At 52.9% G+C, this 13,413-nt stretch carries 12 protein-coding genes; 10 read left to right on the top strand and 2 right to left on the bottom strand.

Annotated elements, in window-relative coordinates; genetic code table 11:
• Window positions 1-115: 115 nt before the first annotated feature.
• Window positions 116-385, bottom strand: a complete 270-nt coding sequence (gene rpsN / locus EKM97_RS10760; RefSeq protein WP_125572413.1) for a 30S ribosomal protein S14 — start codon at window positions 383-385, stop codon at window positions 116-118.
• Between the two features lie 104 nt (window positions 386-489).
• On the bottom strand, window positions 490-1,431 hold the full coding sequence (locus EKM97_RS10755) for a magnesium transporter CorA family protein (protein WP_125572412.1): 942 nt from the start codon (window positions 1,429-1,431) through the stop codon (window positions 490-492).
• Between the two features lie 455 nt (window positions 1,432-1,886).
• Here EKM97_RS10755 and EKM97_RS10750 point away from each other — a divergent pair, with 455 nt between their 5' ends.
• From EKM97_RS10750 to recA, 10 genes are all read left to right on the top strand, one after another.
• Entirely contained in the window at window positions 1,887-2,396 is a 510-nt protein-coding gene (locus EKM97_RS10750; protein ID WP_125572411.1) for a tRNA (cytidine(34)-2'-O)-methyltransferase, read from the top strand.
• Window positions 2,397-2,412: 16 nt separating this feature from the next.
• Window positions 2,413-2,817 carry a DUF1149 family protein gene (locus EKM97_RS10745; RefSeq protein WP_125572410.1) on the top strand — a complete coding sequence of 135 codons (405 nt, stop codon included), beginning with the start codon at window positions 2,413-2,415 and terminating at the stop codon, window positions 2,815-2,817.
• 163 nt (window positions 2,818-2,980) lie between these two features.
• Entirely contained in the window at window positions 2,981-5,350 is a 2,370-nt protein-coding gene (locus tag EKM97_RS10740) for a DNA translocase FtsK (protein ID WP_125572409.1), read from the top strand.
• Between the two features lie 53 nt (window positions 5,351-5,403).
• Window positions 5,404-6,660, top strand: coding sequence for an EF-P 5-aminopentanol modification-associated protein YfmF (yfmF, locus tag EKM97_RS10735; RefSeq protein ID WP_125572408.1), 1,257 nt, complete (start codon window positions 5,404-5,406; stop codon window positions 6,658-6,660).
• Between the two features lies 1 nt (window position 6,661).
• The gene (yfmH, locus tag EKM97_RS10730; protein WP_125572407.1) at window positions 6,662-7,966 is read left to right on the top strand and encodes an EF-P 5-aminopentanol modification-associated protein YfmH; all 1,305 of its coding nucleotides are present in this window, start codon (window positions 6,662-6,664) and stop codon (window positions 7,964-7,966) included.
• A complete protein-coding gene (ymfI, locus tag EKM97_RS10725; protein WP_125572406.1) occupies window positions 7,966-8,691 on the top strand; it encodes an elongation factor P 5-aminopentanone reductase in 726 nt (241 codons plus the stop codon). Before yfmH ends, ymfI begins: the two co-directional genes overlap by 1 nt.
• A 95-nt stretch (window positions 8,692-8,786) precedes the next feature.
• The gene (locus tag EKM97_RS10720) at window positions 8,787-9,665 is read left to right on the top strand and encodes a helix-turn-helix domain-containing protein (RefSeq protein ID WP_125572405.1); all 879 of its coding nucleotides are present in this window, start codon (window positions 8,787-8,789) and stop codon (window positions 9,663-9,665) included.
• 27 nt (window positions 9,666-9,692) lie between these two features.
• Window positions 9,693-10,286, top strand: coding sequence for a CDP-diacylglycerol--glycerol-3-phosphate 3-phosphatidyltransferase (gene pgsA, locus EKM97_RS10715; RefSeq protein WP_125572404.1), 594 nt, complete (start codon window positions 9,693-9,695; stop codon window positions 10,284-10,286).
• A 124-nt stretch (window positions 10,287-10,410) separates the two neighbouring features.
• Window positions 10,411-11,655, top strand: a complete 1,245-nt coding sequence (locus EKM97_RS10710) for a competence/damage-inducible protein A (RefSeq protein ID WP_125572403.1) — start codon at window positions 10,411-10,413, stop codon at window positions 11,653-11,655.
• Between the two features lie 83 nt (window positions 11,656-11,738).
• The gene (gene recA, locus EKM97_RS10705; RefSeq protein ID WP_125572402.1) at window positions 11,739-12,800 is read left to right on the top strand and encodes a recombinase RecA; all 1,062 of its coding nucleotides are present in this window, start codon (window positions 11,739-11,741) and stop codon (window positions 12,798-12,800) included.
• Window positions 12,801-13,413 lie beyond the last annotated feature (613 nt).

Genomic DNA, 13,413 nt, shown 5'->3' with positions numbered 1-13,413 from the left:
GACCTTCGGTCTAACCACTATTTTCAAACCGAGCATCCTTGCGGATGAAAGTTTCACGACTTACGCTGACGGACAGCAAAAAAGGAGGAGACCCATGGGTTTCCTCCTTACATGTTTACCAGCTAGCCTTGCGCACGCCAGGGATTTGACCCTCGTGGGCAAGTTTACGGAAGTTCAGACGTGACATGCCGAACTTGCGCATGAATGCGTGCGGGCGGCCGTCGATACGGTCGCGGTTGTGCATCCGGACTGGGGACGCGTTGCGCGGCAACTTGGACAGTGCCTCGTAATTACCCGCAGCAATGTATTCTGCCCGCTGCTGAGCGTACTTAGCAACGGTGGCCTCGATCTTCTTGGCCTTCTCAATTTTGGATTTCTTTGCCATTAATTTCTCCTGCAAAATTCGAATTCCGCAATTCACTTCCCAAAAACAATTGAGATTATTGTAGCACAGGCAGCAACATAACGCTAACTTTTTGTTAGCGAATCTTAGAAGTATTTGTTTTTCCAGAACTGAATGCCCAGTACAAGCGCAATTCCGATGGAAATCAGAATCGTAATAATCCAGCTCAAGTGGTCGCCGGCAAAGGGTAATTCAACGTTCATCCCGTAGAAGGAAAAGACCAGTGTGGGGATTGTCAGGATAATGGAGTAGCTGGTGAGAAACTTCATCACACCGTTCATGTTGTTGCTAATAACAGAAGAATAGGTGTCAGCCGTTTCGCGGATGATGGAATTGGTGATGGTCGCCATTTCCGTGGCCTGTTGGTTTTCAATTCGAATGTCATCGAGAAAGTCGGTTTCGTCTTCGTCCAGTGGGAAGTTCGCACTGCGGTCAATGGTGTCGAGCACGATACGGTTGGTTTTGAGACTCATCATGAAGTAAACCAGACTACGCTGAATGCCCATCAGACCGTACAGGTCATCGTTCTTTAAGGACTGCTGCAACTTGTTTTCGATTCGAATGCGTTCCTTGTTGATGTCGCGCAGGTAGGCCAGGTAGCTGACACTGACCTGGTACAGAAAGCGCATAGCCGCCATGTGGTGCTGGCGTGGATCGAAATGGGCGACCTTCCCCTCGGCAAAATACTGGAGCAGGGGGATACTTTCGGTGTGAATAGTAATTAGCGCTTTTTTGGTGACAATCATTGCCAAGGGAATCGTTTCGTATTCGGGATTCTTCCCTTTAACCGCCACACTGGGCATGTCGTAAATAATGAGGCTGTTATCGGCGTCATCGTCGTATTCAAAACGCGCGCCTTCATCGGGGTCCAAGCCGTAGAGAATGAAGTCTTCAGCGGTGCCGGCTTCATTGACGAGCCGTTCACGTTCACGCTCGTCGGGGGCAACGGCATTAATCCAAACGCCGGTCGTAATTTTGTCTGTTTTTTGTAGGCCGCCATCGCTGCGGTGCTTGTAAATGTCTAACATGAGCAGTCCTCCATCATCTATGCTAAGAATACTGTAATGGGGCGGGTAATTAAAGTCACGGAGTAGAAGTTGCCGAAATATCTGCGAACTGTGTCAATTAACGCGTATAATCTGTAGTAATTAAAAAGGTGCAAGACAAATGGCCGGCAGCGAATAGCACCGGGCGCAAGCAGGGGGCCGCTTTCATAAAATTTGCACAGCTTCTTGCATTTGTTCATAAACGGTGGTATATTTTCGTCAAGGATTTTTCTCTGACTTTTATCAGGTGCGTGGTTGCCGGGTTTGATAAAAATTAGCGATTAGGCCTTCATTAGCGCATTTCTTCGCCGTGCTAGACACCGAAGATGTGTGCTTTTTTCATGTCTAAGTTTATTATGCGCGTGTTTGCGATACGTGAACACGTGTCCTTGAAAAATAATCCACCAACTGCAGTTAGATATCAGGAGGAATCTATTTTGACTAATCACATTGTGCTTTACCAACCCGAAATTCCGCAGAATACCGGCAATATTGCCCGCACTGCGGCCGCGACCGATAGTGTGCTCCACATCATTGAACCCACGAAATTTGAAATTAATGATCACAATGTCCGGCGGGCGGGTTTAGATTATTGGGACAAGGTGAAGTTAGTCTTTCACGATAGCCTTGAAGACTTCATGGCCACGGTGCCTGATCAGTCATACCTTTACCTGATTACGAAGTTTGCTGACCGCACGTATAGTGACGCGAACCTCAGCGACACGAGCGTTGACCACTACTACATGTTTGGCAAGGAGACCACAGGATTACCGGAGCCATTCATGCGCGCTAACCCTGAGAAGTGTCTGCGGATTCCAATGACCGACAACGTGCGGGCATTGAACCTGTCTAACTGTGCAGCACTGGTGATTTACGAAGCACTGCGCCAGCAGAATTTTGCCGGCTTGGAAAAGCAGCACGTTTACCCTCACGACAAATTAAAATAATATAGAGGAAAAAATCATGGACTTTACAAAATTCGATATTAGCGTTGATGCCTTTCATTTCGACCTGCTGACGGAAGAGACTGCCGCCCAGACCAACATTCAGGTCTCCATGCAGCAGTTGTCCGCAGCCACGGATGCAACTAAGGAGCAGGAGAAGCAGGGGAACGTGTACCGGGTCATCGTGCCGTTCAACGTGGTGCCTGGCGACGAAAACTTCCGCATCTCCGGCCAGATTAGTCAGGTTGTGCAGGCTGATGGCTTCTTCGGCGAGGCAGACAGCATTAGCGGCGAAGATTGGGAATTGCTCTCGCGGCCGCTGGTGGAAACTATCGAAACGCTGACGTACCAGGTAACTGCGGTTGCGCTCAACCATGGCGTGAACCTCAGCTTTACGGCTCGCGACGGTGAAGCGGACAAGTAATCTGCATCAAAATACGGAAAATCCAGCCGGGTTTTCCGTATTTTTTATTTGCCGAGTTACTAGTAGGGGCCGCAATGGGGGCCGGATTGCCACCTGTAAAGCGCTAACAGTGCAAGCCCAGCTCGTCTTGTGTATAATCTATTCAGAATGGGGGTAGCAGGCGATGCCACAGACACGGCAGAAAAAAAGTACGAGCCGCCGGAAAACTGCGCCGCGGAAACCGCGGCGCAAACAGGCCGGTGACTACACGGTAAACTGGATTGGCGCCGGCTTCACAATCGTTGGCGGGCTCGCATTAACCCGCCTCGGCATGCTCGGGGTCAGTTTGGCGAACGTTTTCCGCCTCATTAGCGGTGATAGTTTTTACATATTAACGGCTTTGCTGACACTCTGGGCGCTGGTGCTCCTGTTTACCGGGCGCATCCCGCGGCCCAAGCGCCACGTCGCGATTGGGGGCACGCTTGCGTACGCGGGTTTGCTACTCATTTTGAGTGCGCACGTGATGAGCGCTGTCAACGTGCACGCGCACTTTGTTGCGGCCACCTGGCAGATTCTCAGCAATGACTTTGCGATGCTCACAACGGCAACGGCCAGCGGCGGCGGGATTCTCGGCGCCGCCCTGTACAGTTTGACCTACCCGTTGCTTTCGCAAGTGGGAACATATCTCATTGGTGCTTTGCTCATCATTGCCGGCGCCATGATTTTCTTTGGCATTCAGCCTAACCAGGTATTCGCCGTTTTGCAAAATATGTATACCGCCGTGCGCGGTTTCTGGGACCGGATGAGTGCACGACTCGCAGATTGGCGGGAGCGTCAGATGGTGCGCTCTGAAGCTAAGGAGACCGTCCAGCCGCAAACCACGCGCGGTAAGCATAGCGCGGCAAGCGCGGATAAGGATTTGCCGACGCCGCATGAACATGACGAACCGATGCGCGGGCAAGTCGACACGCCGCAGGCCAAGGGTGAGGATGATTTTGAAATCCACATGCCTGAGCCGCAAACACCAACTGCAGACACAGCGGCAACACCGACGCCGACACCGAGCACGCCGGCGGCCAGTGAAGAGAAAGACGACACGCCGGAACTTGATCTCACGACGGGAACGCCGAGTGACGATTATCAGCTGCCGCCGCTGGATTTGTTGTCGAACCCCAAGGCCGTTGACCAAAGTGACGAGTACGCAGCCATCAAGAAGAACCGCTCGAAATTGGAACAGACTTTTGCCAGTTTCGGGGTAGATGTGGCGGTCAAGGCTGCCAGCCTCGGGCCATCCATTACCAAGTATGAAATCCAGCCGGCGGTGGGGGTGAAGGTCTCCAAGATTGTGAACCTTTCAGATGACCTCGCGCTCGCCTTGGCTGCCAAAGATATTCGTATCGAAGCCCCAATTCCGGGCAAGAGTCTGATTGGGATTGAAGTACCCAACCAGAACGTGGCGACCGTGGGTTACAAAGAAGTGTTCAATGCCATGCCCAAGCACCCGGGCAAGCCGCTACTCGTGCCGCTCGGCAAAGATGTTTCCGGTGCCATTGTGACGGCGGATCTGGCGAAGATGCCTCACCTGCTGATTGCGGGGGCCACCGGGTCTGGTAAATCCGTCATGATTAACGTCATTATCACGAGTCTGCTGATGAGTGCGAAACCGACAGATGTGCGCCTGATGCTGATTGACCCGAAGAAGGTTGAACTATCGATTTATGACGGGGTGCCGCACCTGCTCGCCCCCGTTGTGACCGAAGCCAAACGCGCACCGGGTGCGTTGAACAAAATTTTGCAGGAAATGGAGCGCCGCTACGAGCGCTTCTCCGCTGCCGGGGTGCGCAACATGGGCGAATTCAACAAGAAAGTTGCTGAAGACCCTGATGCCGGCCTCGCCAAAATGCCGTACATCGTTGTGATTGTCGATGAACTGGCGGACCTGATGATGGTTGCGGGCAACGAAGTCGAAACGGCCATCATCCGCATTGGGCAAATGGCGCGTGCTGCCGGAATTCACATGATTATTGCGACCCAGCGGCCAAGTGTTGACGTCATTACCGGGCTGATTAAGGCTAACATTCCTTCCCGGATTGCGTTTGCGGTCTCCAGCGGGGTGGATTCCCGCACCATTTTGGACATGAACGGGGCCGAGCGTTTGCTCGGCCGTGGGGACATGCTTTATGACCCAATTGACATGAACAAACCGCAACGTGTGCAGGGGGCGTTCATTCCGTCCGAAGACGTTGAAAGTGTCGTGAAGTACATCACGGACCAAGTCAAACCCGCCTACGATGAAACCATGATTACCACTGCCGAAGACGAAGTGGGTAATCAGGAAGAAAGCGAAGACGAGTTGTTCGATGAAGCCCTGGCGTTCGTTACTCAAAAACAGCAGGCAAGTACGTCCATGCTGCAGCGGCGTTTCCGGATTGGTTACAACCGGGCGGCACGCCTGGTGGACGATATGGAGCAACGCGGCTATGTCGGCCCTAGCGAAGGCAGCAAGGGCCGGAAGGTCTTTGCCAAGCCCAAGGACGAGAACGCGCAGCAATAAGCAGGCACGCCGATTGTTATGCGGCGCGACCACAGTAATGGAAGAGGTTAATTTTGCGAATTAAAATCGATGAAGGCATTCACCTGAACGTTGTACCAAGCAAGCAGTTCAAGACAACTAGTATCAGTTTCCAGTTCATGGAACCACTGCGCCGCGAAGCTGTCGGTGCGCGGACGCTGCTGACGAGTTTGCTTGAGACAAGTAGTGCCGACTATCCAGAGGCAAACTTACTTGCCGCCAAACTTGAAGACATGTATGGCGCCAGTTTCGGCATTGGCGTTTCTCGTGCCGGTCGGGTGCACCGGGTGGGTGCTAACATTCGGGTACTTGCGGATAGTTATACCGACCGGCCACTACTGCCAGAAGCGCTGAACTTTATGCGTGCGGTACTGCTGCGGCCCAAACTGACGGATGGTCAATTTGACGCAGAAACTTTCACCCGTGAGCGGGATAATCTGCACACTTACCTAGATTCAATGACTGATGATCGCGGCACGCAGGCTAGTTTGGGTCTGCAGCGCGCCTACTTTGATGATGCGGCGCAGGCGCTCCCAAGTTTTGGGACGGCAGCGGATTTGGAACAAATTACGCAGGCCGAAATGCTCAGCGTTTACGAGCGCATGATTAACAGCAACCCGATTGAAATCATTGTGCTCGGGGATGTGGATCCCGACGCCTGCGTGGACCTGGTACGGATGATGGGCCTCAAGCCGCGTCCGGAACTAGATACAGGTGTCGTTTACGATCAGGAAGTTCACGGCGGCGTGCGGGTACTGCAAGAATCCGCAAATGTGCAGCAAAGTAAGCTGAACTTGGCCTACCACGTTGCAAGCGACGAGTTTGGCCCGCGCTACTACGCGAACGCAGTTGCCAGTGAACTGTTTGGGGGCTCACCGCTGTCCCTCTTGTTCCGCAATGTGCGCGAGAAGAACAGTATGGCCTACTACGCTAGTTCCAGCCTCAACTTGAACCGGCACCTGATGATGGTGCAAACAGGGATTGATGCGGCGAACAAGCAACGTGTTGAGGAGCTGATTGCCGAGCAGCTCGCAGCAGTGGCAGCCGGTCGCTTTGACGACGGTCAGTTTGCCGACGTGAAGGCGGGAATGATTAGTGACCGCCGCGCCGCACTCGACTCACCGCAGTACTTGAGTGACACTGCACTCACAGCAGCGTTATTTCCAGAAAGCGGCTTAACACCCGCTGCGGAATTAGAACACATCAACGCGGTGACACGTGCTGACGTTGAGGAAGCGGCCGCGCATATGCAGCTGCAGGCTGTTTATTTCCTGAAGGGAGAAGCTAAGTAAAATGTTAGCGAGCGAAGAATTTAGCCAGGTCCAGGAAACCCTCTGGACCGATACCTTAGAAAATGGCTTGAAGTTGCAGTTTGTAGTGAAACCGGACTACCACAAAACTTATGCGATGTTCACCACCGATTTTGGCGCTATCGACAATAGTTTCCGCCTTGAGGGTGAAGAAGAATACACGACAGTTCCCGCTGGTACTGCGCATTTCCTAGAGCACAAGTTGTTTGATAAGGCAGATTACGATGCCTTTGACCTGTTTGGTAAGACGGGGGCGTCATCAAACGCCTTTACGAGTGCCACGCAGACGAGCTACCTCTTTTCCGCGAGTGATCATATTGCGGAAAATGTGGCAATCTTGCTGGATTTTGTGCAGGACCCTTACTTTACGGATGCGACGGTTGAAAAAGAAAAGGGGATTATCGGCCAAGAAATTCAGATGTACCGTGATGACCCGAACTGGCGCTTGTACTCTGGCATTCTGGGCAACCTCTACCCGCAGCACCCGCTGCACATTGATGTTGCCGGCAGCGTGGCATCGATTGCCACGATTACCCCTGACATCTTGCGCCGCGTGCACCGCGGTTTCTACCAGCCCGCAAACATGACCCTGACCGTTGTCGGTAATTTCGACAGGGACGAGATTTATAACCTCGTGCAACACAACCAGGAGAAAAAGGCTGGTACCAAACTGCCGCAGTTGGAGCGCGGTGTGCAGCCCGATTACGATGCAAACAGTATTTTGCCATACCGCGCAACGCGGCTGCCGATTAGCCGAGCAAAAGGGATTGTTGGCGTAAAGGGTCTGCAGGAGATTCCAGACAGCTTCAGCGGTTTGAAAACGGTCTTCGCCTTGCGTTTGTTCCTCGAAATGATCTTCGGCGATTCCGGTCAAACTTACCTCGACCTGTACAACCGCGGCGTCATTGACGATTCTTTCTTCAGTGAATTCAACGCCGGACGGGGCTTTAACTACATGACTCTGGGCTGCGATAGTGCGAACCCAGCGCAATTGACGGAAGAGCTGATTGCAGTCTTGACGGCTTACAAGGATTCGCCTGATTTCAACGAAGCACGCTTTAATGAGTTGAAACACGCTGCCAGTGGCAAGTTCTACAGCTCTTTGAATTCACTGGAAAGCATCGCTAACCAGCTGGCAAGCCAAAGCTTCAAGAGCGTGGCCGCCTTTGCCATTCCCGACGTCATTAATGCGGTGACCTTCGCCGACGTGCAGACGGCTGCAGCAGCGCTGGTCAACAGTGACGCACTTTCCGTCTTCCACTTGCTCGCTGAGGAGGAGGCTGAATAATGGCTTCTGCACTGATTCTGGGCGCATCAGGTGACATTGGCACCGAGGTAGCGCGGCAACAAGCCGCTGCAGGGTGGAGCCTTTATTTGCACTACAATAATCACCCAGAGCGTGTCACGAGCTTGATTGATGAACTTGCGGCCCAATACCCACGGCAGGATTTTATCCCGATCCAGGCAGATCTGACGCGATTGACCGCTCCGGCAGCCATTGCCGAGCAGCTGTTTGCTGTTGATGCAGTGGTGGTGGCGTCGGGGATGACTTATTACGAACTCTTTGCGGACAGCACGCTGGAGCATATGAGTGCGCTGATGCGGGTGCACCTGCTGAGTCCCATGGCACTGATTAAAGAATTGCAGCCCAAGTTGGCTCGTTCTGGCCGGGGCCGGGTCGTCTTTATCGGCTCGGTGTATGGTTTGGACGGTTCAGCAATGGAAGTCACCTACTCAACGGTTAAGGGCGCGCAGTCCGCGTTTGTGCGAGCCTATGCACAGGAAGTGGCCAGCCTGGGCATCACGGCTAACGTGGTGGCGCCAGGGGCAGTCAATACCAAGATGAACGCGAGCTTCGGCGCCGGCGTTTTGGACGCAGTACGTGACGAAATACCGGCTGGTCGTTTAGGAACACCAGCGGATATTGCATACTTCGTGGCTAGTTTGCTCGATGAACGTGCAGGCTACTTAACGGGGCAAACCTTGTATGTAACTGGTGGTTGGCGGCCCTGAAAATTAAGCGACCTTAGAATTTCTTAATTCAAGTCAGACCCAATGTATGCTAGACTGAAAAGTAAAGAAAACGTGAACGGGTGAGGAATTTAATCATGGATGAAATCGGGCAGAAGCTGCGTGATGCACGTCTTGAAAAAGGTTACACAATTGATGATTTGCAGCAAATCACCAAGATTCAAAAGCGTTATTTAATTGCCATTGAAGAGGGGAACTTTGACGCCCTTCCCGGTGACTTTTACGTGCGCGCCTTCATCAAGCAGTACGCCAACGTGGTTGGTATGAACACCGAAAAGCTAATGGAAGACTACCAGCAGGATATTCCTACCGTGCAGCCAACTGTTGAGGAATCTGCAAATGAAGAACAGCCAACGCGTATTGCACACCGTGAAAAGAAGCGGCCGGCAGCTGGCACTTCGCGCAGCGTGCGGCGCTACTGGCCACAGATTGCGATTGGGATTGCCGCCATTGTAATTTTTGCGGTTGTCTATGGTTTCACAATCGCGCAGCAGCACAAGGAGAGCAAGCCTAGCATCCCAACGGATCAGTCCAGCGTGAGTGTTGAGGGTGACAGTAGCTCAAAGAAGTCTAGTAAGAAGGCTTCTTCTAGCTCCAGCACCAAGAGCACGAAGAAAAAGAAGTCCAGCAGTAAGCTGAACATCTCCGCCGCTACGGGCACTGGCTCAGCCCAGACCTTTACCGTTAAGAACCTGCCAAGTGCAGACACCAACAAGATTACGGTTAGCACCACGACTGCTGCTGCTTGGATGAGTGTGACAATTGACGGGACACAAAGCTGGCAGGGCACGTTGCAGTCCGGCGGTAGCCATGACGTCACGATTCCTAGCGGGGCAAAGACGATTGTGGTGAAGAGTGGGAATGCAGCGGTTAACGAAATCGCCATCAACGGTACTAAGGCTGATCTGAGTTCCTCCAGCACGGTAGTCCGGACGATGACCTTCACAATTGAATAGCAAGTAGAAGAATAAGGAGCAGTTGTTTTGAACTTACCAAACAAATTAACCATGATGCGGATGATTCTGATCCCCATCTTCACATTGGTGTTAGCGCTTGGCTGGCCAGCTGGGAGCGTGATGTTCTTGGGCACGAAGGTGGCCGTTGCCAATTTGGTCGCCGTGGTAATCTTTATCGTGGCCTCTTTGACCGACTTTGCGGATGGCCAGATTGCCCGGCGTGCGCACCTAGTCACCAACTTCGGGAAGTTCGCGGATCCACTGGCGGACAAACTGCTGGTGCTTACCGCATTCCTTTTTCTGACCGTTGCTGGCCAGATCCCCGCATGGGGTGTCGCCATCATCGTTTGGCGGGAATTGGCCGTAACTGGCCTGCGCCTGTTGCTTGCTAACGGGGGCGAAGTGCTCGCCGCTGCATGGCCAGGCAAAATCAAGACGACGACGCAAATGTTTGCCATCATCTTTTTGCTTGTGAACAATGCCGGTTTTGCGAGTCTGCACTTCCCACTGGCACTGATTCTCTTCTACATTGCCGTGTTCTTCACGCTCTACTCAGGTATTGAGTACTTCTACAAGAACCGGGGCGTCTTTGCGGATAGTTTCGGTAAGAATGCGAAGTAGCATCAATTAATCAAGCCCTATACCCCGTTGCGGGTATGGGGCTTGATTGCGCTTGTGGCCAATGAGTAAGCCAAAATGTGGATCATTTGGCGGATTATTTTGCTCTGAAAGGGGAAAATCAGGAATGAATGCGGAATTAATAGCAGTCGGAACGGAAATGTTACTTGGGGAAATTGTGAATACCAATGCCGCCTACTTGGCTCGAGAACTGAGTCGGATCGGGGTGGAAAGCTACTTCCAGCAAGTAGTTGGGGACAATCCGCAACGCTTGGATGCCGCCATCAGCACGGCAGAAGGACGCAGTGAGATGATTATTGTCATGGGCGGACTTGGACCCACGCCTGATGATTTGAGCAAGCAGACCCTTGCTGCGCACTTGCACCGCTCGCTCGTCACGGATGCTGACCACCTGGCAAAGTTAGTCGACCTCGCTAAGCGGCGGCAACACCCAATAACGCCGAATAATCGCGTGCAGGCCCAATTGCCAGACGGGGCAACACCGTTGTTTAACCACAATGGCCTGGCTGTCGGCGCATATCTGCAAGAAGGGGCGCACCAGTACGTGCTCCTGCCCGGTCCGCCACGTGAATTCCGGATGATGGTGGATAAGGAACTCATCCCGCTCCTGGCCGGCAATCAGCAGGAAATTCTGGCTAGCCGCACCCTCCGTTACTTCGGTCTTGGGGAGTCTGCGCTAGTGACTGCAATTAAGGACATTATTGCGGAACAGACGAATCCGACGGTGGCACCGTATATCAAGGACTATGAAGTGACTCTGCGGCTTACAGTCCGTGGTACGGATGAGACGGTTATGACCGCGCAGCTAGACGAGTTGACGGCCAAAATTCAAACGCGAATTGGTGACTATTATTACGGCACGGGTGAGGACACCACGCTTGCGGAGGTTGCTGTCGCGCAGCTGCGCGCACAGAAAGCGACCGTCACCGCCGCTGAGAGTTTGACTGCGGGCGCACTGCAGGCGAGTCTCGGCAGTGTTCCGGGGGCTTCGAACGTGTTCGCTGGTGGTTTTGTGACCTACAGTGCTGCCATGAAGGAAAAAATGCTCGGGATTACGCCGGACATTATTGCAACTCATGGTGTCGTTAGCGCTGAAACCGCCCGTGCAATGGCGAACGGTGCACGTCAGCAGCTAAACAGTGACTACGCACTCGGATTGACTGGTGTTGCCGGTCCGGATGAACTGGAAGGGCAACCTGCCGGTACAGTGTGGATTGGCATCAGTGGACCAGCAGGCACGCATGCTCAGGAATTCCACCTTGCCGGCTTGCGGAACGAGGTGCGGGCGCGTGCAGTGAAGAGTGCACTGATGATGTTATTGCAGGCGCTAAAAAAGAATAAATCGATTTAGAACATTTGTTCGATTTTCTCTTGCAAAGATAAGTTGCGACCAGTATCATGACATATAGAGTAAGAAATGCGAAGGAGGCCACCATGGCTAAAGACGAACGCAAGGCGGCGCTTGATAACGCGCTGAAGAAGATTGAGAAGAATTTTGGTAAGGGCGCCATCATGCGGATGGGCGATAAGGTTGATACCCGAATTTCAACCATTTCAAGTGGCTCACTTGCCCTTGATGAAGCCTTAGGTGTTGGTGGTTTCCCGCGTGGCCGAATCGTTGAAGTTTACGGTCCTGAAAGTTCAGGGAAGACGACCCTGGCGCTACACGCGGTTGCTGAAGTGCAGAAACAGGGCGGGACTGCTGCATACATTGATGCTGAAAACGCGATGGATCCTAAGTACGCCACCGCACTGGGCGTTAACATCGATGACTTGTTGCTTTCCCAGCCAGATACTGGTGAACAGGGTCTCGAAATTGCTGATGCGCTGGTTTCCAGTGGTGCCATTGACATCGTGGTCATCGACTCCGTTGCGGCACTGGTACCAAAAGCCGAAATTGATGGTGACATCGGGGACTCCCACGTTGGGCTGCAGGCACGACTCATGTCGCAGGCACTGCGGAAGTTGTCTGGCCAAATTAACCGGACCAAGACCATTGCCATCTTCATCAACCAAATCCGTGAAAAGGTTGGGGTGATGTTTGGTAACCCTGAAACCACACCTGGTGGTCGTGCCTTGAAGTTTTACGCTACAATCCGTCTGGAAGTGCGGCGTGCCGAACAGATTAAGGATAACGGGGTCGTGATTGGTAACCGTACCAAGATTAAGGTTGCCAAGAACAAGGTAGCACCGCCATTCCGGGTTGCTGAAGTTGACATCATGTATGGGCAGGGGATTTCCCAGACTGGTGAACTGATCGACATGGCAGTTGATAAGGACATTATCAACAAGAGCGGTTCCTGGTACAGCTACAAGGACGATCGTATCGGTCAGGGTCGTGAAAACGTCAAGAAGTACCTGGTCGATAATCCAGAGTTCATGGAAGACCTGCGCAGTCAGGTGCGTGTTGCTTACGGTATGGACGCGGATAACGCTGAAGGTACTGATGAAGACGACAAGCAGCCGGAGGATCTTTTCGACGGCACTGAAAAGTAATATCAAAAATGGCGTGTACCTGCGGGTACACGCCATTTTTGCTGTCTGTCAGCGTAAGTCATGAAACTTTCACCCGCAAGGATGCTAGGGTTGAAATTTACTGTTAGACCGAAGGTCGGAACTGGGTCGGATTTGCTACGCTCCCGGGAAGGGTGTGCGTGGGACCGTTCCAGCCAGCTGCGCTGTCTTCCACTGGCGATTTTGCCGCAAACCCACCGGCAAAATCCCGCTCCTAACGAAAATGGCGGTGTACATTTCGCACGAAGTTCATGTGCGAAACATACACTGCCATTTTCGTGGGCACGCACACCCTTCCCGTCCGCTGCCGCGAATCCGACCCAGTTCCGACGCGCATTCACATGACTATGGTGGTGAAAGTTTCAGACCACGCTGGCGAAAACACCAAACACATGGACAAGTACTGGGAAATGTCGACGCAGGAATCAACATGTCTGCTTACCGCACACATTGAGAACCGTTATCGCGGCCTTTAACAGTGTTGGAAGTTCGTCGCCCAGTCTCTGTGGGGGTTGCCACTCAGTAACGTGTCGGCCACGGAGGTGGTGGTGTGCTTGGGCGAAGCCAGTCGACCTCGCGCTTTAGCGCGTAGAGA

Origin of the sequence: Lacticaseibacillus songhuajiangensis, assembly GCF_003946025.1 — a bacterium.
Lineage (GTDB): Bacteria > Bacillota > Bacilli > Lactobacillales > Lactobacillaceae > Lacticaseibacillus > Lacticaseibacillus songhuajiangensis.
This window is presented reverse-complemented; position numbering and strand designations above follow the sequence as displayed.

Bases quoted from the DNA above. Each gene is read 5' to 3' on its own strand.
- EKM97_RS10710 (WP_125572403.1), top strand. From the start codon at position 10,411: ATGAATGCGGAATTAATAGCAGTCGGAACGGAAATGTTACTTGGGGAA.
- ymfI (WP_125572406.1), top strand. From the start codon at position 7,966: ATGGCTTCTGCACTGATTCTGGGCGCATCAGGTGACATTGGCACCGAG.
- EKM97_RS10745 (WP_125572410.1), top strand. From the start codon at position 2,413: ATGGACTTTACAAAATTCGATATTAGCGTTGATGCCTTTCATTTCGAC.
- yfmH (WP_125572407.1), top strand. From the start codon at position 6,662: ATGTTAGCGAGCGAAGAATTTAGCCAGGTCCAGGAAACCCTCTGGACC.
- recA (WP_125572402.1), top strand. From the start codon at position 11,739: ATGGCTAAAGACGAACGCAAGGCGGCGCTTGATAACGCGCTGAAGAAG.
- EKM97_RS10755 (WP_125572412.1), bottom strand. From the start codon at position 1,431: ATGTTAGACATTTACAAGCACCGCAGCGATGGCGGCCTACAAAAAACA.
- EKM97_RS10720 (WP_125572405.1), top strand. From the start codon at position 8,787: ATGGATGAAATCGGGCAGAAGCTGCGTGATGCACGTCTTGAAAAAGGT.
- rpsN (WP_125572413.1), bottom strand. From the start codon at position 385: ATGGCAAAGAAATCCAAAATTGAGAAGGCCAAGAAGATCGAGGCCACC.
- EKM97_RS10740 (WP_125572409.1), top strand. From the start codon at position 2,981: ATGCCACAGACACGGCAGAAAAAAAGTACGAGCCGCCGGAAAACTGCG.